Annotated in this window: 17 protein-coding genes; 10 read left to right on the top strand and 7 right to left on the bottom strand. The window is 63.7% G+C overall.

Going from position 1 to position 22,366, the window contains the following annotated elements:
• Nucleotide 1: 1 nt before the first annotated feature.
• The 4 genes from FHR21_RS11925 (at nt 2) to FHR21_RS11910 (ending at nt 7,178) form a co-directional block, all read left to right on the top strand.
• Nucleotides 2–3,208, top strand: a complete 3,207-nt coding sequence (locus tag FHR21_RS11925) for an efflux RND transporter permease subunit (protein ID WP_184098710.1) — start codon at nt 2–4, stop codon at nt 3,206–3,208.
• 318 nt (nt 3,209–3,526) lie between these two features.
• Nucleotides 3,527–4,228, top strand: a complete 702-nt coding sequence (locus FHR21_RS11920) for an ABC transporter ATP-binding protein (RefSeq protein ID WP_184098542.1) — start codon at nt 3,527–3,529, stop codon at nt 4,226–4,228.
• A gap of 10 nt (nt 4,229–4,238) precedes the next feature.
• Nucleotides 4,239–5,672, top strand: a complete 1,434-nt coding sequence (locus FHR21_RS11915; protein WP_184098540.1) for an ABC transporter permease subunit — start codon at nt 4,239–4,241, stop codon at nt 5,670–5,672.
• Between the two features lie 12 nt (nt 5,673–5,684).
• Nucleotides 5,685–7,178 (top strand): ABC transporter permease subunit, encoded by a 1,494-nt coding sequence (locus tag FHR21_RS11910; RefSeq protein ID WP_184098538.1) that lies wholly within the window; start codon nt 5,685–5,687, stop codon nt 7,176–7,178.
• Nucleotides 7,179–7,209: 31 nt separating this feature from the next.
• Here FHR21_RS11910 and FHR21_RS11905 read toward each other — a convergent pair whose 3' ends face one another.
• Nucleotides 7,210–7,986, bottom strand: coding sequence for a GntR family transcriptional regulator (locus FHR21_RS11905; RefSeq protein ID WP_184098536.1), 777 nt, complete (start codon nt 7,984–7,986; stop codon nt 7,210–7,212).
• Nucleotides 7,987–8,188: 202 nt separating this feature from the next.
• Between FHR21_RS11905 and FHR21_RS11900 the strand changes: the two genes are divergently transcribed.
• The 4 genes from FHR21_RS11900 to FHR21_RS11885 are packed head-to-tail and all read left to right on the top strand — an operon-like array spanning nt 8,189 to nt 11,889.
• Nucleotides 8,189–9,388 (top strand): FAD-dependent oxidoreductase, encoded by a 1,200-nt coding sequence (locus tag FHR21_RS11900; RefSeq protein ID WP_184098534.1) that lies wholly within the window; start codon nt 8,189–8,191, stop codon nt 9,386–9,388.
• Nucleotides 9,385–10,152 (top strand): maleate cis-trans isomerase family protein, encoded by a 768-nt coding sequence (locus FHR21_RS11895; protein WP_184098532.1) that lies wholly within the window; start codon nt 9,385–9,387, stop codon nt 10,150–10,152. The genes FHR21_RS11900 and FHR21_RS11895 overlap by 4 nt, the downstream gene beginning before the upstream one ends.
• Nucleotides 10,149–11,618, top strand: a complete 1,470-nt coding sequence (locus FHR21_RS11890; protein ID WP_184098530.1) for an aldehyde dehydrogenase — start codon at nt 10,149–10,151, stop codon at nt 11,616–11,618. Before FHR21_RS11895 ends, FHR21_RS11890 begins: the two co-directional genes overlap by 4 nt.
• A gap of 1 nt (nt 11,619) precedes the next feature.
• Nucleotides 11,620–11,889, top strand: coding sequence for a hypothetical protein (locus FHR21_RS11885; protein ID WP_184098528.1), 270 nt, complete (start codon nt 11,620–11,622; stop codon nt 11,887–11,889).
• A 63-nt stretch (nt 11,890–11,952) separates the two neighbouring features.
• On the opposite strand, the gene FHR21_RS11880 is transcribed toward FHR21_RS11885, so the two are convergent.
• Together FHR21_RS11880 and FHR21_RS11875 are read right to left on the bottom strand one after the other, a co-directional pair.
• The gene (locus tag FHR21_RS11880; RefSeq protein ID WP_184098526.1) at nt 11,953–12,579 is read right to left on the bottom strand and encodes a TetR/AcrR family transcriptional regulator; all 627 of its coding nucleotides are present in this window, start codon (nt 12,577–12,579) and stop codon (nt 11,953–11,955) included.
• A gap of 139 nt (nt 12,580–12,718) precedes the next feature.
• The gene (locus FHR21_RS11875) at nt 12,719–14,353 is read right to left on the bottom strand and encodes a flavin-containing monooxygenase (RefSeq protein WP_246427187.1); all 1,635 of its coding nucleotides are present in this window, start codon (nt 14,351–14,353) and stop codon (nt 12,719–12,721) included.
• Nucleotides 14,354–14,613: 260 nt separating this feature from the next.
• Here FHR21_RS11875 and FHR21_RS11870 point away from each other — a divergent pair, with 260 nt between their 5' ends.
• Nucleotides 14,614–15,306 (top strand): TetR/AcrR family transcriptional regulator, encoded by a 693-nt coding sequence (locus FHR21_RS11870; RefSeq protein WP_184098522.1) that lies wholly within the window; start codon nt 14,614–14,616, stop codon nt 15,304–15,306.
• A gap of 13 nt (nt 15,307–15,319) precedes the next feature.
• On the opposite strand, the gene FHR21_RS11865 is transcribed toward FHR21_RS11870, so the two are convergent.
• From FHR21_RS11865 to FHR21_RS11855, 3 genes are read right to left on the bottom strand one after another with little or no spacing between them, the layout of a single operon-like run.
• On the bottom strand, nt 15,320–15,982 hold the full coding sequence (locus FHR21_RS11865) for a carboxymuconolactone decarboxylase family protein (protein ID WP_246427186.1): 663 nt from the start codon (nt 15,980–15,982) through the stop codon (nt 15,320–15,322).
• A gap of 8 nt (nt 15,983–15,990) precedes the next feature.
• Nucleotides 15,991–17,127, bottom strand: a complete 1,137-nt coding sequence (locus FHR21_RS11860) for an SRPBCC family protein (protein ID WP_184098520.1) — start codon at nt 17,125–17,127, stop codon at nt 15,991–15,993.
• Nucleotides 17,128–17,169: 42 nt separating this feature from the next.
• Nucleotides 17,170–19,674 (bottom strand): TonB-dependent receptor, encoded by a 2,505-nt coding sequence (locus tag FHR21_RS11855; RefSeq protein ID WP_184098518.1) that lies wholly within the window; start codon nt 19,672–19,674, stop codon nt 17,170–17,172.
• A 157-nt stretch (nt 19,675–19,831) separates the two neighbouring features.
• Between FHR21_RS11855 and FHR21_RS11850 the strand changes: the two genes are divergently transcribed.
• On the top strand, nt 19,832–20,599 hold the full coding sequence (locus tag FHR21_RS11850; protein ID WP_221235144.1) for an SDR family NAD(P)-dependent oxidoreductase: 768 nt from the start codon (nt 19,832–19,834) through the stop codon (nt 20,597–20,599).
• A 66-nt stretch (nt 20,600–20,665) separates the two neighbouring features.
• Here FHR21_RS11850 and FHR21_RS11845 read toward each other — a convergent pair whose 3' ends face one another.
• The gene (locus tag FHR21_RS11845) at nt 20,666–22,300 is read right to left on the bottom strand and encodes an AMP-binding protein (protein WP_184098514.1); all 1,635 of its coding nucleotides are present in this window, start codon (nt 22,298–22,300) and stop codon (nt 20,666–20,668) included.
• Nucleotides 22,301–22,366: the final 66 nt, after the last annotated feature.

Below are 22,366 nucleotides of genomic sequence, written 5' to 3'. Positions count from 1 at the left end.
CCTGATCGACCGCATCGTCGCCCTGTCGGTCGCGCATCGCTGGCTTGTCCTGCTGATGACGATGATCGCCGCCGTCATCGGAGGCTGGGCGATCGGCCGCCTGCCGATCGACGCGGTGCCCGACATCACCAACAACCAGGTGCAGATCAACATTGCCGCGCCGGCCCTGTCGCCCGAGCTGGTCGAAACGCAGGTCGCCTTTCCGATCGAGACCGCGCTCGCCGGCGTTCCCGGCCTCGAATATACCCGCTCGCTGAGCCGTAACGGGTTTGCGCAGGTCACGGCGGTCTTCACCGAATCGACCGACATCTATTTCGCGCGCCAGCAGGTCGCGGAACGACTGCGCGTCGCGGAGGAAAGCCTGCCCGAAGGCACGGTCCCCACCATGGGACCGATCGCGACCGGACTGGGCGAGGTCTATATGTGGACCGTCCAGTTCCGGCACCGCGAAGAGGACACGCACAAGCCGGGCGAACCCGGCATCCAGCCCGACGGCAGCTATATCACGCCGGACGGCGAACGGCTGGTCACCGCCGCCGACAAGGCGACCTGGTTGCGGACGGCGCAGGACTGGATCGTCGCACCGCTGCTTCGCAACACCCCGGGACTGGCGGGCGTCGATGCCATCGGCGGGCACGTCAAGCAATATCAGGTGGTTCCCGACATGCAGCGCCTCGCCGCGCTCGGTATGACCCTGACCGACCTCGCGCGCGCGCTGGAGGAGAATAACGCCGGGATCGGCGCGGGCGTCGTCGATCGGGGCGGCGAAGGCCTGGCGGTACGGTCCGATGCGCGCATCCGCAGCATCGACGAGCTCGCCGCCATTGTCGTCACCACGCGCGCCGGCACGCCGATCCGGCTCGATTCCGTGGCCCAGGTCCGCCTCGGCCAGGCCATGCGCCAGGGCTCCGCTTCCGAAAACGGGCGGGAGGTCGTGGTCGGTACCGCGATCATGCGGATCGGCGAGAACAGCCGCACCGTCGCATCGGCCGTTGCCGAGCGACTGGAGGAAATCAACGCCTCGCTGCCAACCGACGTCGCGATTCAGCCCGTGCTCGATCGCACTGCGCTCGTCCATTCCACCATCCGGACGGTGGCGAAGAATCTGACCGAGGGCGCGCTGCTCGTCGTCGTCGTGATCTTCCTGCTGCTCGGTAATTTCCGGGCGGCGCTGATCGCGGCACTGGTCATCCCCCTCTCCATGCTGATGACCAGCTTCGGCATGTTGCAAGGCGGCGTCTCGGCCAATCTGATGAGCCTGGGAGCGCTCGACTTCGGCCTGATCGTCGACGGCGCCGTCATCATCGTCGAGAACGCACTGCGACGCCTCGCCGAACGCCAGACGCATCTCGGCCGGCCGCTCGCGCTCGAAGACCGCCTGACCGTGGTGTCCGAGGCGGCGCGCGAGATGATCCGGCCATCGGTCTTCGGGCAGGCGATCATCATCCTCGTCTATGTGCCGCTGCTCACCCTGACCGGAATAGAGGGCAAGAGCTTCACGCCCATGGCGCTGACTGTCATCCTCGCCCTGCTGTGCGCCTTCATTCTCTCGCTGACCTTCGTTCCGGCCATGACCGCGATATGGCTGTCGAAGCCCGTCGAGGAGAAGGAGGGTCGCTTCCTGTCCTGGCTCAAGCGCCGCTATGAACCCGGCCTCGAACGGGCGATGGCGCGCACCTCGCTGACGATCGGGATCGGCGTTGGTGCGGTTCTGGCCGCGATCCTGGCCTTCACGGCTTTGGGGCAGGAATTTCTTCCCCAACTCGACGAAGGCGACCTGACCGCGCAGATCCTGCGCGTTCCGGGAACCTCGGTCGATCAGAGCCAGGCGATGCAATCGCGGATCGAGCGCGAGATCGCAAAGCTGCCGGAAGTGCGCTTCGTCTTTTCCAAGACGGGAACGGCGGACCTGGCGTCCGATCCGATGCCGCCCAACATCTCCGACACCTTCATCATCATGAAGCCCAGAGCGGAATGGCCGGACAAGCGCCTGTCGAAGGCCGCGCTGGTCGCGAAAGTCGAAGGAGTCCTGGAAGCCATGCCCGGCGGCGCCTTCGAGATCAGCCAGCCCATCCAGATGCGCTTCAACGAACTGATTGCCGGTGTTCGCGGCGACATCGCGGTCAAGGTCTTCGGCGACGATTTCGGCGCGATGAGCGATACCGCCAACCGGATCGCCGCCATCCTCCGCAAGACCCCAGGCGCAGTCGACGTTCGGGTGGAGCAGACCGAGGGCCTGCCGATGCTCGACATCCGGCCGGGCCGCGACGCCTTGTCCCGGTTCGGCATCACGGCGCAGGCGGTGCAGGACACCGTGTCGGCGGCGATCGGCGGGCGCGAGGCGGGCGTGATCTTCGAGGGCGATCGGCGCTTCGCCGTCACCATTCGCCTCGCCGACGACAGCCGCGCCGATTTCCAGTCCCTCGGCCAGTTGCCGGTGCCGCTGCCAGGCAGCGGATTCGTGCCGCTGCAAAGCGTCGCGGACATCGGCGTGACCGACGGTCCCAACCAGATCGGCCGAGAGAACGGAAAGCGCCGCATCGTCGTGGAGGCCAATGTACGCGGGCGCGACGTCGCCGGCGTCGTCGCCGATGCCAGGACGGCGATCGACGCACAGGTCCGCCTGCATTCGGGCGAATATCTCGATTGGGGCGGGCAGTTCGAAAATCTGCGCTCCGCGAGTGAGCGGCTGATGCTGGTCGTGCCCGGCTGCTTCGTGTTGATCCTCCTGTTGCTCTATGGCGCATTGGGGAGCGTCCGCGATGCCGCGATCGTATTCACCGGTGTCCCTTTCGCCCTGGTCGGAGGCGTCCTGTCGCTGTTCGTCCGGGGGCTGCCATTCTCGATCTCGGCCGCCGTCGGCTTTATCGCCCTGTCGGGCATTGCGGTGCTGAACGGCCTCGTCATGACGACGTCGATCCAGCGGCTCGTGGCGCAGGGCGCCGACCGCGCACAGGCCGCACGCGACGGGGCGATGATGCGGCTCCGGCCGGTCGTTGTGACCGCGCTTGTCGCCTCGCTGGGCTTCCTGCCCATGGCGATCGCCACCGGTCCGGGCGCCGAGGTGCAGCGGCCGCTGGCGACGGTGGTCATCGGCGGGCTCGTTTCGGCGACGCTGCTGACGTTGTTCCTGTTGCCTACCCTCTATGCTCGTCATGGCCGCCGAACGACGGCTCCGGCACTCGAGGCAGAGGGTAAAAGCCGATGATCGCAGCTCTTACCCAGCCACGCGCACCGACGACCCCGAGGCGAGCGGAGAGGGAGTTGACAACTCCATTACACATGTCATTATGTCAATGTGATAACATGATGTGTTGGCAGGTGCGGTGCGCCGGCGAACCGGCCAGGGAGAGGCGATTGTGATGATCCGGCACGGTTCCGGCTATGCCGCCGCGGCGCCGCCAGCGGACGATCGATGGCTGCGCCCCCTTACCCCCCTTATCGAGGCCGCGCCGGCGAGCCGGCTCCCGAAGACGTCGCGGCCTTTCTGGCCGGTCCAATCCGATATGAATAGCAAGGAACCATGATGCTCGAGGCTATCCAGTTACGCAAAGAATATGGCTCCAACGTCGCCTTGAAGGGCTTGGACCTCAAGGTCGGGGCCGGCGAGATCTATTGCATGCTCGGGGCAAACGGCGCCGGCAAGACGACGACGGTCAACTGCTTTCTCGGCTTCATCCAGCCGACTGGCGGCCAGGCGCTGATCAATGGCATCGATGTCCAGCAGCAGCCGCTCGAAACCAAGAAATGCATAGCCTATATCCCCGAAAACGTCATGCTGTACCGGAACATGACGGGCCTCGAGAATCTGCGTTATTTCTCGAAGCTCGGCGGGCACGACTATGACGAGGCGAAATATCGCAGCCTGCTCGACGAGTGCGGCCTGCAACGCGAGGCGGTCGAGCAGAATATCGACGGCTATTCGAAGGGCATGCGCCAGAAGGTGGGCATCGCCATCGCGCTGGCGAAGCAGGCCCGGGCGATCCTTCTCGACGAACCGACCTCGGGCCTCGATCCCAAGAGCAGCAACGAGTTTTCCGAGCTGTTGCTGGACCTGAAATCGACCGGGGTCGCCATCCTGATGGTGACGCACGACCTGTTCCGCGCCAAGCAGACCGGAACCCGCCTCGGCATCATGCGGCGGGGCGAACTGGTGCGGGAGATGAACTCCGATCAGGTCAGCCACGCCGAGGTCGAGCAAATCTACCTCGAAGAAATGAAATATTGAGGGGCGCGCCATGATAAGGGACATCGCCCGCAAGGAATTCATCTGCCTGATCCGCGACGGCCGCTTCAAATGGGCCATCGTCATCATGCTGCTGCTGCTCATGACCTCGTTCCTCACGGGGTATCAGCGCTATCAGTCGCTCCATTCGATCCAGGAAGCCTCGCAGGCGCGGGACAATGAACAATGGCTGAGCCAGGACAAGAAGAACCCGCACACCGCCGCCCATTTCGGCAATTATGCCTATAAGCCGCAGGGGACGCTGGCCTTTTTCGACAATGGCATCGGCAATTATGCGGGATCGGTCGTCTGGCTGGAAGCGCACAAGACCAATTTCGCCCAGAACCGCCCGGCGCAGGACAATGGCGCCGTGTCGCGGTTCGGCGACCTGACGCCTGCGATGACGCTGCAGGTCCTGCTGCCGCTCCTCATCGTCCTGATGGGCTTTTCGGCCTTTGCCGGCGAAAGGGAAAGCGGCACGTTGCGGCAGGTCATGAGCCTCGGCGTGAGCAGCCGGACTCTCTTGCTCGGCAAATTGCTCGGCACGTCGGCGGCGGTCGGCCTTGTCGCGCTGCCGGCCATCCTGATCGGCGTCGGCGTTCTGACCTTCGGCTTGCCCGGCGACAATGCCCAGGTCGGGCAACGCGGCCTGCTGCTGCTCCTTTTCTATCTGCTCTATGCGCTCGCCTTCCTGTTCCTCACGCTGGGGGTATCCGCCGTCGCGCGCACGGCAAAGGGGGCGCTGATCGCGCTGATCGGCTTCTGGGCGATGGCGACGTTCATCCTGCCCAAGGCGGCGGCGGACATATCGAAGATGGTGACGCCGACCCCCACCTATTCCGAATTCTATCATCTGGCGCGGCAAACCAGCCTGGAGGGCATGAAGGGCGCAAAGGGCCTGCTGGCGCTGCCGCAGGGGCGGCATATCGAAACCGCCCGGCGCCAATTGCTGAAGCAATATAAGGTCGCCAGCGTCCGGGACCTGCCCATCTACTGGGTCGCCTATTCCATGCAGATCATCGAGGATCGCGACTATGCGATCTACCAGAAGTTCCTGGGACAATTGCGCGAGACCTTCTTTCGTCAGCAGGCGGTCCAGGACCGGTTCGGCCTGCTGTCGCCGCTGATCCCGCTACGGTCGCTCTCGATGGCCACGTCGGGCACCGGGCTCGTCGACCAGGAGCGCTTCAATCAGACGGTGCAGGATTTTCGCATCGGCATGATCCGCCAGATGAACAACGAACTAATCGAAAACACGACGATGAAGGACCCCCTGTACATCGCCGGCGAGGAGGTGTTCGGCAAGGTGAAGCCCTATCGATACAATCCCCCGACGCTTTCGGAATCCTTCGAAGGCCAGCGGATGAACCTCGTCCTGCTCGCCGCCTGGTGCGCGCTCATGGCGGCCTTTGCCTTCGCCGCCGTCCGCCGGCTCCGCGCCCAATAAGGGAAAAAGATCATGTTGAAGATAATCTTTTCGCATGAAGTCCGGCAGTTGCTGAAATCGCCGGCCACATTGTTCATGCTGGGCCTGCTGGCCGCGGCGATGGTGTTCGGCATCTACAACGGGACGCGGGCCGTCGAGCGCCAGAACAAGAGCGCCGTGGTCGCGGTGGCTGACGAGGCGGCCGCCAAGCAGCGCGTCCTAGACCAGTTGGTCGCCTATGAACGTTTCACCGCCGAGCGGGGCATCCCGCGCGTATTCGCTCCCGTGAACCACGCGCCGCCGCGCCCGGGTCAGTCGCCGCAGGGCACCAATGCCGGCGCGGTCGGCGGCGAGCTGGTGAAGGAGGTGGCGATCCTGCCGCCCACCGGTCTGGCCGCCTTCGCGGTCGGGCAAATGGATCTTCAGCGCAACTACACGCTGGTGGACATGAAGAACAAATTCAACATGTCCGACAATTTCGAGATCGAAAATCCGCTCAACCTGATGACGGGCACCTTCGACATATCTTTCGTCGTCATTTTCCTGCTGCCCGTGTTCATCATCGCACTCACCTACGACATGCTGTCGGGGGAAAAGGAAAGCGGAACGCTGGCGCTGGCGATGACTCAGCCGGTGTCGCTGCGAACCTTCATGGCGGGCAAGCTGCTGTCGCGCATCGCCCTGCTGATGCTGGTCATCGTGATCATCGGCCTGTACGCCATGCTGTTCTCCGGCTCCGCGCTGGGCGTGCTCGACGATCCCGACGCCTGGGTCCGCTTCGGCCTGTTCCTGCTCGCAACCTTCATCTATTCGCTGTTCTGGTTCGGCCTCGGCGTTTTCGTCAATTCGCTGAACAAGTCGTCGGAAACCAATGTGACCATCCTGTCGGGCGCATGGCTGTTGATCGTGGTAGTCCTGCCGGCGCTGATCAGCCTGACGGCGACCACCGCCTATCCGGCACCGTCGCGGATGGAATTGAAGGTCGCGATGCGGGACGCCTCGATCGCCGCCGAAAAGGCGGAGGACGACACGACGAAGGCCTATTACACCGACCATGTCGAAATGCTGCCCGAAAAGGAAACCGAAACCTATCTGACCGTCTTTCTGGCCCGGCAGGACGCCCTGGAGAAAGCCGTCGAACCGGTCTTCGCGCAATTCCGCGGCCAGCTCGAACGGCAGGAGGCGATCGTCGGCTGGTTCCAGCTTCTGTCTCCCGCGGTCGCGATGCAGAACGCCCTGAACGAGATTTCGGGCAACAGCACCGACCGGTACAATGCCTATATGGACAAGGTTTTCGCCTTTCAGAAGGAATGGAAGCAGTTTTTCACGCCGCGCTATCTGCAGCGGGAGATCATGGACTCCTCGATGTATGACGACTTCCCCAAGTTCGAATATGGCAAGGAAGCGCCCTATGTGGTCCTCGGCCGCATCCTGCTGTCGGCCTTCGCCGTGCTGCTCATCAGCATCGGCATGAACGCCTATGCCTTCCTCCGTCTCCGCCGCTTTGGCGTGAGGGAAAATAGCTGACGTCGATTCCCGGCCGTCGTTGCGCGGTGCGTCACAGCAGTTGCGCGTCGATGGCCGGCGAATGAAGATCCAGCCGAATCTGATATTTGTCCGGGCGGAACTGGGCCAGAATATGCTGCACCGGCTGACCCTGCCTATCCTCCACCGTGCGGCTGACGCGCAGGATCGGAGAGCCGATGTCGACCTGAAGCACCGCCGACAGCGCGGCGTCGGCCAGGGTTGCGGAGATCGTCTGGTGCGCCGCGCCGATCCGGACGCCGGCGCGTTCGATCAGCGCCAGCATCGGCGTGGTCTTCAGGTTCGCGCGCGTCATGTGGCCGGCGACATCGACCGGAATATAGCTGACGAAATGACCCACCGGATGCCGATCGAAAGTGCGGACGCGGACGACGCGGAGCAGCGGTGTTCCCGCCTCGACGCGCAACGCCTCGTCGATCGGCGCGCGTGCGGGCACCCGCTCCATTTCCAGCAGCTTCACCTTCGTCGACCGGCCGAAATTCAGCAGCGATTCGACCGCCTGGTCGATGTCCCCCTGAAAGGGCTTGGCTGGCGAGCGAAAGGCCACGGTCGTTCCCACCCGGCGCTTGCGTTCCACAAAGTCTTGCGCAGCCAGTTCGTCGAGGGCGCGCCGCGCGGTTATGCGCGACACGCCGAACTGCGCGGACAATTCCTGCTCGGTCGGCAGGCGGGACCCGAAGGCGCGCTCGCCGCTGGTGATCTCTTCGCGCAGTTGCAGGAATATCTGATGATAGAGCGGAATGGCCTGCTGGCGATCGACGGCGATGCCTTCGTGATTTCCGGTGGACAATCAGGACTCCCGAATTCTGCGTCTGCCGAGGAAGGGCGGGAGGACCGCGTCATCGGCCCCGTGGCCCGCCCCGATCGCGGCGCGCCATCTTCTACAGCATATTCCGGCGAAACGAACCAGCGATTTGGGCTGGGCGGCAGCAAGCCATTTACGCCCGATGAATCATCATATATCTAATACAAATCACATCAGCGAGAACCAAATGGCAGAGCGGATCAAACCAGTCATCATCGCGGGCGCGGGGCCGGTCGGACTGACGGCGGCCCGCCTGCTGCAGGAGCAGGGAATCCCCTTCCTCGTCCTCGAAGCCGACACCCGGCTCGCCGACGACCTCAGGGCCTCGACCTTTCATCCGCCCTCGCTCGACATGCTCGACAGGCTGGGCGCGGCGCAGCCGCTGATTGCCCAGGGGCTGATCACGCCGACCTGGCAAATCCGCATCCATCCCGGCGGAGAACGGGTGGTGTTCGATCTCGGCACCATCGCCGACGACACCGGCCATCCCTATCGCCTTCAGTGCAAGCAATCGACGCTGTGCCGAATCCTGATGGCGCAGATCGTCGAACGCGGCGGCCGCGTGGCCATGGGGATGAAGGTGATCGCCGCCGAGCAGGACGCGGACGGCGTCCGCGTCACCGCGGAGGATGCGGCGGGGGAGTCGCGGACAGTCGAAGGCAGCTTCCTGATCGGCGCGGACGGCGGTCGCAGCACGGTTCGTGGGATGGTCGCCACCGCCTTTGAAGGAAAGACCTATCCGGAGACCACCATATTGGCGACCACGCGCTTTCCGTTCGACCAGCATCTGGAAGGCCTGTCGAACGTCAATTATGTCTGGAAGGAAGGCGGCACCTTCAGCCTCATGCGCCTGCCCGATCTGTGGCGCTGCAGCCTTTATCCCGACGCGGGCGAAAGCATAGAGGAAGCGACGCAACCGGAAAATGTGGAGCGCAAGCTGCAACAGATCGTGCCGACCGGCCAACCCTATGTGGTGGAGGAAATCCGGCCCTATCGCATCCACATGCGGATCGTCGATCGCTATCGCAACGGCCGGATCGTGCTGGCGGGAGACGCCGCTCATCTGAATTCACCCTCCGGCGGCATGGGAATGAACGGCGGAATTCACGACGCGCACGAATTGGTGGCCACGCTGGCCGATATCGCGAACGGCGGCTCACTCGACCTGCTCGACCGATATGTACGGCGGCGGCGACCGATCGCGGAGCAGGAGATTCTCGTCCAGGCCGACCGGAACCGTGCCCGGATGCAGGAACGCGCACCCGCGCGCCGGCTCGAGATGCTGCGCGAGTTGCAACGGATCGCGGGCGACCGCGACAAGGCGCGCGAGCATTTGCTGCGTACGTCGATGATCACCGGCCTGCGCCAGGCGGCGGCGATCGCATGAGCGCCTGCTACGACTATGGCCGCGCCGGAATCATCGGTATCGGAACGCCGCAGGCTAATCCCACCGTCGAAGCGGAAATGCGGATATTGCTGCCGCAGAACGCCCTCCTCCAGACCACGCGGCTGGCCAGCTCCGCGCCCGAATCGCTGGACCGGCTGCGCGAATATCTGTGGAGCCTGCCCGACGCGCTGGCGCGATACGACACGCTGCGTCCGACGGTTTTCGGCTTCGGCTGCACCGGGTCGTCCTACCTGATGCCTCCGGGCTTTCAGGCTGCGATGCTCACGTCGCTGGAAGCCCGCTTCGGCTATCCGATCGTGACGGCGACGGATGCCATCGCCTGGCATTTGCGGGCCCTGGGCGCACGGCGCATCGCGCTGGCCTCTCCCTATCGGGGCGCGCTGGCAGAGGCGGCGCTGGCCTTCTGGCAGGCCGAAGGGTTCGAGGTCGCCGAGGTACGCGAGATCGAGACGGCCATCGCCGACACGCGGGGCATTTACGCCCTCGGCAGCACGGATGCCGGCCGGGTGACCGCGCCGCTGAGCGCCTTGCCGGTCGACGCGATCCTGCTGAGCGGCACCGGCATGCCGTCGCTGCGCCTGATCGCGGACGCCCACGGCCGATCGGGGCCGCCGCTGGTCTCATCGAACTATTGTCTGGCCATGCGGCTCTGCGACGTAGCGAATATTTCCGCCCCGACCGTGGAGGACTGGGGTCCGCGCCTGGCTGCCGCCACCGCCCTTCCGACCGGACCTTCGCAATGACCTGGACACCAAGCGCAATCATCGATTCGGAATCCCTCGTCGGCCAGGGCGCGCCGATTCCCGTGGTGAACCCGGCCAACGAAGAGGTGATCGCCGAAATCCCCGAAGCGGACGAGGCGTTGGTGGAGCGCGCGATGACGTCGGCGCGCGCCGCCTTCGAGCGCGGCGATTGGCGCCTGATGAGCGTCGAGGAACGGCAACGGATATTACGCGCCTGCGCCGATGCGATCGAGGCCGCGGCCGCCGAGATCGCCGAGATCGAATGTTCCAATACCGGCATCCCGCTGGCGCAGATCCGCAACGGAGCAGCGATACGCGCCGCCGGCAATTTCCGCTTCTTTGCGGATTATATCGGTCAGATGGCGGGCGAACTATATGAGCAAGCCAGGGATTATCTGACTCTCGTGCGGCGGGAGCCGGTGGGCGTCGCGGTCCTGATCTCGCCCTGGAATTCCCCGTTGGCGCTGGGATCGATGAAGGTCGCTTCCGCCATTGCTTTCGGGAACAGTTGCGTCCTCAAGCCGGCGGAACAGGCGCCGCTCGGGCTGACCCGGCTGGTCGAGGTGATCCAGGGCGCCGGCCTGCCCCCCGGCGTCGTCAATCTCGTCAACGGCTTCGGCGCCAGCGTCGGCGAACGGCTGGTCCGCCATCCCCACGCCGACCGCATTTCCTTTACCGGCGGCACCCACACCGGCCGCCGGATCATGGCGGCGGCCGGGGAAAATCTGAAGCCGTCGATCATGGAATTGGGTGGCAAGTCGGCGAACATCATTTTCGACGATGCGGATTTCGATCAGGCGCTCGACGGCGCCCTGCTCGGCATCTTCAGCAACAATGGCCAGCAATGCCTGGCGGGTTCGCGCATCCTCGTCCAGAGCGGCATCGCGGATCGCTTCACCGAGGCGCTGGTCGAACGCGCCCGCCGCATATGCGTCGGCGACCCGCGCGCTCCGGATACCGAAGTCGGCCCGCTGGCCAACCGCAATCACTATCGGCATGTGATGGGTTTCGTCCCCGACGCCGCCGACCGCGGCGCCCGCATCCTGGTCGGCGGCGAGCGGCCAAAGGGCTTCGACCGCGGTTTCTATTTCAGCCCGACCGTGGCGGAAGTCGATTCCAACAGCCATCGCCTGTGCCAGGAGGAGATTTTCGGTCCCTTCGCGTCGCTGATGCGGTTCGACACCGACGAACAGGCCTATCGCATCGCCAACGATTCGCGGTTCGGGCTGGTCGGCTATGCCTGGTCCCGCGACATCGACCGGATATTGACGGCGCAGGACCGCATCGCTGCCGGCACCATCTGGTGCAACACGCCGATGATGCGCGACCTGCATGCGCCCTTTGGCGGCATCCGGGAATCGGGCGTCGGCGCCGAAGGCGGGCGCGCTGCAGAAGCCTTTTACACGCATCAGAAATCGGTCATCATACCCCGGAACAGGCTCAATCTTCGGAAACTGGGCGCCTGACATGACGGCCGAGAGTCCGGACATCGTCGGCCGCCTTTCCGTACGACCGGCTATCCGCTCTTTCCTGCACGCCAAGAAGAAGAAGTTCGCTGGGCATGAGCGCACGATCCAGCTCAAGCTCGACCTGCGAATGTCCCCCGTCCAAGCCCAAGAATGCTCGCGAGACGCTCGGCGAGATGGCCGCTTTGCTCGAAAAGATGTGTGCGACGATCAACGGCTTTGCCCGCGCGGCGGACAGCCCGCGCTGGAGAAGGTGCGCGCGGTTCGATAACGCGGCCTATCGTATCGATCAGCTAGCAGGCAAGGTTGCAACGGGCCGGAGATCGCTCGGAGATCAGGATTTTCCGGCTGTCTTTAGGGACAGTTTCGCGATGCTCTTCGCTACGACAGGCGACGTCCACCGTCCGTCGGGTTGATACCAGGTGAAAATCCATGATGCCATGCCGCCCAGCGCCGAAGCGGTGAGGCTGACATTATCGAAATGGAAATCGCCCGCCTTCTTCCCTTCGTCGAGGATGCTGCACAGCATCTTGTGAAACGCCATCCTGGACTTGTCGATTTCCCGGCTCTTGTCCGGCGGCAGGTTATGGGCGTCGCGGAAGAAGAGCGCGACCTCCATGCGATGCGCGATCTGGAGGGTGATGAAATACTCCATGACCTGCGCAAGTTGGGTCGGCGCATCGCCGCCAAGCGTCGTGCTGAATTCCACGGTCTTTTGCGCGGGCGCGGCGCCGAGCAGGCAGATGGCCGCGAGAATATCCATCTTACTGGAAAACCTGGAATAAATATAGGGTTTGGTAACGCCCAGAGCGTCGGCGATGGATTCGAGCGTCGTCGTATCGAACCCGTTTTCGTAAAACAGCCGGACCGCTTCGGCCAGTATTTCCCGCCGCTTTATTTCATCGATCTCCGCCTTGATGGAGCGCTTGCTTCGCGCGCCGCGGGGCTTGTCTGACGGCATTTCACTTCACCTCGAAGTCTGCGCGCCCAAGCAGACGCTTGCACGGCGGCCGGAGATCCGATGTCCGGTCCCCGGCCTCCTGCATGAACAAGCGAGGGCGCGTCAAGGCGGAGGAGGCGGCATCCGGGCTGCCGTCGGGTCAGGCCAGTTCGAACCCCTCATATCCTCCATAAGCAACTTCCTCGCAGCGCTTGCGATAAGCGGGGCCGCCGCCGACATGGACCAGAGTGCGCCGGACAATGCTGCCGTCGGGCTTTTCAGTGACCTTGACCCACCAGGCGTTCGCCTCCGCCAGCAGGGTTCGCGAGAAATCCCGATAGATTTCTTCGGTCCACGCCTCCTCCGCCTCCGCAAGCGGCTGCGAAAAGGTCAGCCCGTGGTCCGTCATATAGGCGATCATCCGCGCTACCCACTCCGCCTGCAGGCCTCCGCAAACGCCGACATTGCAGAATGTCGACCCGTTGTGCGGCCCCACCAGCGTGAAGAAATTGGGGAAGCCGCGCGACTGGAGACCCAGAAATGTCGTCGGCCCGTCCGACCAGCAGTCTTTTAGGCGCAGGCCGCCGCTACCGCGGATGTCGATCCGGTCGAGCGCGCCGGTCACGGCGTCGAAGCCCGTGGCGAAAATGATCACGTCGAGTTCGTGGAAACCCTCGGCCGTCTCGATCCCCTTTGCGTTGATCCTCTGGATCGGATTTTCCTTGATGTCGACCAGATGGACGGACTCCTTGTTGTAGGTCTCGTAATAATTGGTCTCCATCGGCACGCGCTTGCCCCCGAAGGGATGGTCCTTGGGTATCAGCTTTTCCGCGACCGCCGGGTTCTTGACGCGCGCCCGGATCTTGTCGGCGATGAATTCGGCGAGAAAATCGTTGGATTGCTTGTTGAGCAGCAGATCGCGGAATCCGCTCAGCCAGATGCCATAGCCCGGCTGGTCGTAGAGCGATTCGAACAGGGCGTCGCGCTCTTCTTTCGGAACGTCGATGCCCTTGCGCGGGTCGCGGTGATAGGGAAAGGCGGTGTCGGTGGACTTCACATATTCGAGAATGGTCAGCGCGCGCGCGCGCAGATGGCCCATCTCCTCCTCGCTGATCGGAGTGTTGCCCAGCGGCGTACACCAGTTGGGCGAACGCTGGAAAACGAAGAGCTGTTCGGCGGTCTGCGCCGCAATGGGGATGATCTGGACGCCCGTCGCCCCCGTGCCGATCACCCCGACGCGCTTGCCCGTGAAGTCATAGCCCGTCGCCTGCCCCTGTTCGTCCGTGGGCCAGTCCGAAGAGTGGAAGGACTGTCCCTCGAAATCATTGATTCCCTCGAAATCGGGAAGACGGGAGGCCGAGAGGGGTCCCGATGCGGAAATGAGAAAGCGGCAGGTCAGAACCCGTCCGTCGTCGAGCGTGACGTCCCACATGGTCCGTTCGTCGCTATAGACGGCGGCGACGACCTTCGTGGAGAAGGAATAATGCCGACGGACGTCCATCCTGTCGGCCGCATGACGCACATATCGCAGCATCTCCGGCTGACCGGCGAAGCGTTCGCTCCAACTCCAGTCGGACATGAGCCCGACCAGCGCGAAATAGCCGTAGGCATAGCTTTCGGTGTCGAGCCGGCAGCCCGGATACCGGTTCCAGTACCAGGTGCCGCCGACATCGGGCGCCGCCTCTATCCCCCGGACCTTCAGCCCATTCCGGGCCAGCAGATAGGTCTGATAGATTCCGGTGATCCCCGCCCCGATCACCATGGCATCATATGGGCCGGTGTCTGCATCGCACATCATTCGGCTTCTCCCGTGAGCTTGTCGTCGGAGAATATACTAGCTGGTATATATTTATACCGTCAAGAACATTTATAATCTTATCGGTACGACATCGCCACAAGCCACGACGCGCCGCGTGGCCTGCCGTTTGCGGAGGAGATATCGGGATGGCGGAGAAGAGCGCACTTGATAAAGGCGCGGCAAGCTATCAGGCTGACGGGCTGATCGGATAAACCCGGTTCACGGATCAGCGCCCCGTCGGAGGATCGAATATCAGCATGATCAAGGCTTCGAATATTTCCAAGCGCCGCTCCTCTGCCCTGAAGGAGGGCAGTGCCGAATATCTGGCGAAGCGCGCGGAACTGCTGGCGATCGCCGCCAATCAATTCAAGACGAAGGGCTATCGCTCCGCCAAGCTTGCCGAGATCGGGCTCAAGGCCGGCCTCGATCGCGCCACCGTTTATTATTATTTCGGCAGCAAGGAAGAATTGTTCCGCGAATGCCTCCGCAGCGGCGTGGAGGCGAACATCAAGCAGTGCGTCCGCATATTCGAAGAATCCTCGCGGACGGCGAGCGAGCGCCTGAAGGATATCATGGAACAGCTCATGCGCGCCTACAGCGACAACTTCCCCAACATGTACGTCTATATCCAGGAAGATATGGAGAAGATCGCCAGCGAAAAGAGCGTCTGGGCTCACGAGATCATGGGTCAGACCCGATTGTTCGAACAAATCGTCATCAAGCTGATCGCCGAGGCGATGGAAAATGGAGAATTGCGCAGCGACATTCCCGTGATGCTGGCGGCCAACGCCGTTTTCGGCATGTTGAACTGGACGCATCGCTGGTACAATCCCGAGGACCATTACAGCGCCGGGGACGTGTCGGAAGCCTTTTCTCGGATCTTCTTCGATGGCATGACGCGGCCGAACCCTGAACCCTCCGCGCTCTCGCGGCGCCGCAAGACCTCTTGAGGCCGACCGGAATTCAGCGGATCATCGCGGCCGCGCGGGCCTGCGTTCCGATGGCGATCGCCTGACGCACCACCGTGCGCGTCGCGCCGAGCCCGATCGCATTCTGCAGGTGAAGGCGAACGCCCGGAAGGAAGAGGTGCGTCGGCGTCACATCGCAGGCTATGGCCGCCAGTTCCTTCGTCAACGCGGGGACGGTCCCCGACTTCCACGGAATCGCGCAATAGGCGAAAAAGCCAGAGAAGATATCGGGGGAAAGACACAGCATCGCATCGAGGAACCCTGGCACATGCCGGGAGAAGGCGTCCCAATAGGGATCGTCGCCGACGAAGCGGTCCCACAGCGCGCGCCTTTCCTCGTCCAGCGGCGCCGCCGGATCGACGAGGCCGCGCTCCGCCGCGCGTTGCAGCACGACGGTCGCACTGGCCATGATCGAATGGACGCCGAGGCCGGAGACGAGGGCGACGACCTCCTGAACCTGCGCCGCCGTCGCGCCGCTTTCCAGCGCCGCGACGACCGCCTCGTCGATCGCTTCGCTGTCCAGGCACGTGACGCTGACGCTCACCGCCAGACGCACCAGCGCCGCATCCAGTGGGTCCATTCCGTCGCCTTCGGGGACGTCCGCCAGGCGTTCCTCCACCTGCGCCATGAGGTCGGCGAAAGGGGACTCGTCGATCATGGGCTGCCTCAGTTCATCTCGGCGATCTTGCGGACCAGCGTTCCGTGAAAATGCTGCAGCGCCGGTTCGTTGGCGCCGAACACGACCTGCCGGTTGGCGATATGCGGCAACCCGGCCTGCACATATTGCGACATCCGCCAGTCCTCGTCCATCACCGTGGCGCGGATAATCTCCATGTTGCGCTCCCAGCGCCGGGCCGAGCTTTCGACCGCGTTTCGGGGCACCAGCATCATGAACAGGACGCGGCATTTGCCGGGCTCGTCCCCGGGGAAGGAGGTCCATGCCTCGAAATGGTCGCCCTGCCAGACCACCACCGTATTCGGGAAAAGCTGATAGTTGGAGGCGATATGCGGCAGCATCTCGTCCTCGCGGAACGGCTGGTCCAGCAGAGAGGCAAAGGATTTGCGGACGCCGACCATCCGCCCGTTGATCCCGAACGCCTTGTAGGGCGACAGGTTGGGATAGAAATAGGGCGCAATGGAATTGGCGTGAAGCGGCGCGAAATGATAAGCCTCGAGAAAGCCGTCGAGAACCGATTTCCAATTGATGTCCGCCTCGAACACCTCGCGCCGCACCAGCGCATGGCCTTCGATGTCAAACGAGGCAAGTTCCGCGTCGATGTCGCCAAGATAGGTTTCCAGATCGATCGGCGCCCCGTCCATCTGCACCCAGATCAGGCCATGGCGCTCGGCGACGCTGACCTGCGGCAGGCCCAGCGCGCGCCGGTCGATATCGGGAAAGCCGGGCTTGTAAACGGCCTTCAACGAACCGTCGATATGATAGGACCAGGAATGATAGGGACAGACAAACTGTTTCGCCTGCCCCTCTTGCTCCATCGTCAGCGGCGATCCGCGATGGCTGCATATGTTGCGGAACGCCTTGAGGCCGCCGTCCTCCTGCCGCGCGATGATCAGGGAAACGCCCAATATCCTGTCACAGATGAACGCCCCCGGCTCCGGCAATTGCTGCGAATGGCCCGCGACCAGCGGAAAGCCGTGAAACAGCCGCTTTTCCCGCGCGAGATGCTCCGGGTCGAAATAGCTGGCGGCGGGGTGCGGCATCGCGCTCTCGGCCAGCGACGTCGTCCTGTTCCGGATATAGCCGCTTATCTCCTCGAACAACTGCTTTTGAACCGAATTCTGCACGATCATCTCCCGTCGCAGGAATAGCTGGTGGAAACAGGCGAATCAAAATTTGAAAGAGAACTGCAAATTGACTTCGCGGCCGCGGGCGACGGCGCCGCGCTGTTCGCCCGCTCCGGGAATGGTCGCGCCGCCCGTCCGGTCGGCGGCGAAAAGCAGGTAATGCTTGTTCGTCAGATTCTTGCCGATCAGCGCCACTTCCCACCTCTTGTCCGCCGCACCGACGCGCACACCGGCGTTGTAGCGCCAGAAGGAGGCTTGCGCGCCGCCCGGCGACCGCGCGTCGCTGGCGTTGTAGGAATCGCTGTAATAGGCATCGGCCGAAAGGCCGAAAATCATGTTCGCGCCGACATCGCCTTCATAGGACGCACCGAAACTGCCGGTCAGGTCGGGCGAGCGCGCAGGAACCGTGCCCTCGAAATCCTGCTGGAGCACCAGACTCTTCCCCGGGTCGAGGAAGGAGCAGCCCGGCGGCGGGTTCGCATCCGCGGGCAAGGTGCCCGCCGCATAGGTATAGGCATAGCATTGGCCGATATAGTCGTGGAAGCGGTTGCGGACATAGGCCAGCGCCCCATGCACCTCAAAGCCGGGCGCGATGTCGTATTGCGCGTCGAATTCCACGCCGCGCTGCTTCAGCTTTCCCGCGTTGCTGATCACATAGCGGACCTCGACCGGATTATAGACGGTTGCCTGCAAATCCTTGAAGTCATAGAGGAAAGCGGTGGCGTTGAACTTGAAGGCGCCAAAATCGCCGCGCAGGCCGACTTCGCCACCCTTGACCGTCTCGGAATCGAAATCGATGTCGCTGAGCCGCGCCGTCGACTGCATCGGGCTGGTCAGCGCGAACCCGCCGGACTTGAACCCCGTCTTGTAGGCGATCCAGGTCGTCAGCGACGAGCTCGGACGGTACGTCAACGTCACTTCGGGCGAGACATTATTATCGGAAAAGGAGCCCGCGAGCACGCCGGGTGTCGGATCGGTGGATCCCGGAAAGATCGTGTTCGCCGTATTGAACGGCCCGAAACCGTAAAGATTGCGGTTGGTCGTCGTGCGCTTCTCGTGCGTGTAGCGCAGACCGCCGGCCAGTTCCAGATTGTCGGCGATGTCGAAGGACATCTGGCCGAAGACGGAAATGGTGTCGCTCACGAGGTCGGCGACCTTCTCATAGGCGTCGTAACGCCCGTTTCCGGCCAGGCCGTAAAAGACGTAGGGGGTGATCAGCGCGTTGTTGTAAAGATCATCCTTGCTGTGCTGATAATAGCCGCCCAGGAAGAAATTCAGCGGCCCGTCGAAATCCGACGCGAGGCGAAGCTCCTGGCTGACGGATTCGAGACTATTGTCCTCCAGCACGACGAGCCCGCCGTAAACGGTCTGGTCGAGCGCCGACAGATAGAAATAATCATGCCGGACATAGCCCGTGATCGACGTAAGCATCAGCGGGCCGAAATCATATTTCAGGTTCAGCGAACCGATATAGGCCGTCATGTGATCGCGCGCCCGGCCGTCGCCGCCACCGCGCGGCATCGCCGCCGCCACGACGTCGGGGATATCGCCATAGCTGGTCTGATCGTCAGGGCGGCAATCGCCATAGGGGTCGACATTGCCATAGGACCGCGGCTTGCCGTCCGCGGCGCACGGCCCGATATTCTGGGCAAAGGCGCCCGCCCCGTCGCCGTTATAACGCGTGGCGAAAAGTTTCGCGCTGGCGGTGAACGGACCGCCGTTGTCGAATTCCAGCGTCGCGCGGCCCATCCATTCGTGCTCGCCGATCCGCTTCGACGACCGGCCGGGCAGGATCGCGGTCCCGGCGGGCAGGACGGCGGGGTCGTAATAGGGGTTGGCGATGGGCCCGGCGTTGTTGTGCAGCCACCCGCCCATCGAACGATAGCGGACGGCAAGCCGCCCGCCGAGGCTGTCGCTGATCGGGCCCGCGACATGCGCCTCGCCGACCATTTCCCGGCCCGCGAACTCATAGCTCAGCGTCCCCCCGAATTCGAACTGGCGCGTCGGACCGGCCGAGGTCACCGAAATCACACCCGCGGGACTGTTCTTGCCAAAGAACAGCGCCTGCGGCCCGCGCATGACCTCGACGCTGCCGAGGTCGAAGAAGCCCAGCATGGCGACGCGCCCGGCCGAGGTCTGAACGCCGTCGATCGACACCGAGACGGGCTGTTCGAAGCCGATCTGCGTCGCGGGCGAACTGATGCCGCGGATCGACAGCGAACCGCCGCCGTTGATCTTGTAGTCGCTGACGATCACATTGGGGACGAGGGAGCCGATGTCGGTCAGATCCGCGGCCTTGTATTGCTCGATCTTCTGCGCGTTGAGCGCCGTGATCGCTACCGGCACATCCATCAGCGATTCATTGCGCAGGCGCGCCGTGACGACGATGTCCCCGTCCGACGCCGCTTTCGCACCGGTGGGCGCCTGATCAACATTACTGTCGACAGAAGAGGATGCGGTCTGGGCGTGAAGCGGCGCAGACGACAGCACGGGCATCGCGAGCAGCGAGACCCCGACGAGAAATGGACGCTTTTTGCTGAAAGACATAGATTCCTCCCAAAACCGACGGCCCGTTCGCCGCGAATCCGACCCTGTGGTCGACATTGACAGGCATATAGTAGTAAGCGTAATCGATCAGTCAACACATGTGTTTACTAGCGATGAAAATGGGTGATATACCATGGAAATTAAAGGGAAAATTATAGTGGTGACTGGGGCCGCCAATGGCATCGGCGCCGCTCTGGCGCGCCGCTTCGCGCTGGCCGGAGCCGAAGCGCTGCTGCTCTGCGACCTCGACTCGGACGGCGCGCGCGACGTCGCGGCCGACCTCGATCTGCCCGAGGATCGCCGGGCGGGCGTCGGCTGCGACGTCGCGGACCGGGAAGAGGTCCAGCGCCTTGTGGACATGGCGCTCGCGCGATTCGGGCGGATCGACCTGTTCTGTTCGAACGCGGGCATATTGGCGCCGGGCGACGAGACGGCGCCCGTCGCCGAATGGCAGCGCGCCTGGGACGTCAACGTCATGGCCCATGTCCATGCCGCGCAGGCTGTCCTGCCGTCGATGCTCGAACGCGGCGCCGGTTATCTTCTCAACACGGTGTCCGCGGCCGGGTTGCTGACGAGCCTGGGGGCCGCACCCTATGCGGTTTCGAAACATGCCGCGCTCGCCTTTTCGGAATGGCTTGCCGTCACCTATGGCGGGAAAGGCATCGGCGTCAGCGCGCTGTGCCCGCAGGCCGTCCGCACGAAGATGATCGCCGAGGCCGCCGCCGCGGGGGCCGGGGCCGCTGTGTCGTCGGGGGGAAATCTGCTGGAAGCCGAAGAGGTCGTGGACAGCGTGATCGCGGGCCTCGCCGACGAGCGCTTCCTGATCCTGCCGCACCCCGAGACCGCAAGATATGCAGAGGCCAAGGCCCGCGACATCGATCGCTGGATCGCCGGGATGCGCCGGCTCCTGCCGCCCGATGCATAGAGGCCACGACGCGCGGAAGCGCGACGCCCGTTCGCCCCCCTTCGACCGCCCGCAAAGGGCGGCCCTTCAGCCGATCCGCCTGTCCATCCCTTCCCAATAACGCTCCCGAATCACGTTCTTCTTGGGCTTTCCGGACGGGGTGCGCGGGACGTCGCTCGCGAATTCCACGCGGCGCGGGCATTTGAAGTGCGCAAGCCCGTTCCGCGCAAAGCCGATGACATCGGCCTCCGTCAGTTCGGCGCCCTTGCGCAGGATCACGAGCGCATGCACCGCCTCGCCCCACTTCCTATCGGGCACGCCGAAGACGATGGCCTCGACGATATCGGGATGGTTGGTCAAATGGCGCTCGACTTCAGCGGGATAGACGTTTTCCCCGCCGCTGCGAACCATATCCTTCAGGCGATCCCGGATATAGAGATAGCCCTCCTCTATCCGCCCCATGTCGCCGGTGCGAAACCAGCCGCCTTCTAGAAACGCCTCTGCGGTGGCGGCGGGATTCTCCCAATATCCGAGGCTGCGCTGCCCTCCCCTGGCCCACAGCTCGCCAATTTCACCGTCGGGGAGCGGCTGCCCGCTTTCCGGGTCGAAGATGCCGATTTCCACGTCCTTCATGGGACGACCGCAGGAATGGAGCAGTTCGGGCGTCTCCAGCAAGTCCGCGTCGATGCGCAGGACCGTGACGCCGAAAGTCAATTCGGTCGAGCCATACATGGAATAGAGGGGGCAGCCGAACAATTCGATCGTCTGGCGGGCGCTGTTGAGGGACAGGGCGCCGCCACCGACGATGACGCCTTCCAGGCTGGAAAAATCGGCCGCAGCGTCGGATTCCTCGACCACCATGGCGAGGACGGTGTTGACCATCACGAAGCTGCGGACCTGATGGCGCGCGATCAATTCGACCATTTGGTCCTTGTCGAACGCGCTTTGCCCGACACAATGCCCGCCCATGTCGAACGTCCGCAGCGACCCGATGAGCGCCGCCACATGGAACAGCGGCAGAATGACGAGTTGCGCGCCGCGGGGCGACAGCGGCATCGCCTCCGCGGCATTCCGGAAGAAGGCGGTCAGATTGGCGTTGGTGATCAGGGCGCCTTTCGGCCAGCCCGACGTGCCAGAGGTGTAGAGCTGGACGGCGACGTCCCCCGGCCCTGAAACCGCCCCCGGATCGGTGTCGGGACGGGCGCGCGCCTCCGCGCGCAGGTGGGGGATGCCCGCGACCGGCTCGCCCGCGACGAACATGTGCACCGGATGCGTCAGCGCGGCGCGAATCGCCTCCGCCATATGGGCGAGGCCGGGATCCATGACGAAAATCTTCGAACGGCAATTGTTCAGGATCCAGGCGATTTCCTCGGCGGAATAGCGCCAGTTTACGGCGACCTGCACCGCGCCGAGCTTGCGCGCGGCAAAGAAGGTCAGATAGCTTTCGGGGCAATTTTTGAGCGCGACCGCGACCCGGTCCTCCCGGCCCACGCCATGGGCCGCCAGCTCATTGGCGATCCGGTTCGTTTCGCGGTCGAACGCCCGATAGGAGAGCGTTTCCTCCTCGAACGTGATCGCCGGAAAGTCGGGGATCGTCCGGGCATGATGCCGAATCACCTGCTCCATCGGCAGTCCTGTCACGCCTGCTTCCACGGGCGCGTCGTGCCCGATCGGCGGTGCCTCATTCTCTCTCTCGCTCGTCAAGATCACGGTCTCCGACATCCTCTTTCCCTTGTTGTGCCAGCACCAAACCAAATTGCAATGCGTTCGTCAACATAGTTGTTGACT

The sequence above is a fragment of the Sphingopyxis panaciterrulae genome (assembly GCF_014199295.1).
Classification (GTDB): Bacteria; Pseudomonadota; Alphaproteobacteria; order Sphingomonadales; family Sphingomonadaceae; genus Sphingopyxis; species Sphingopyxis panaciterrulae.
Note: the sequence above shows the minus strand (reverse complement) of the source record. Positions and strands in the feature narration are given on the sequence as shown.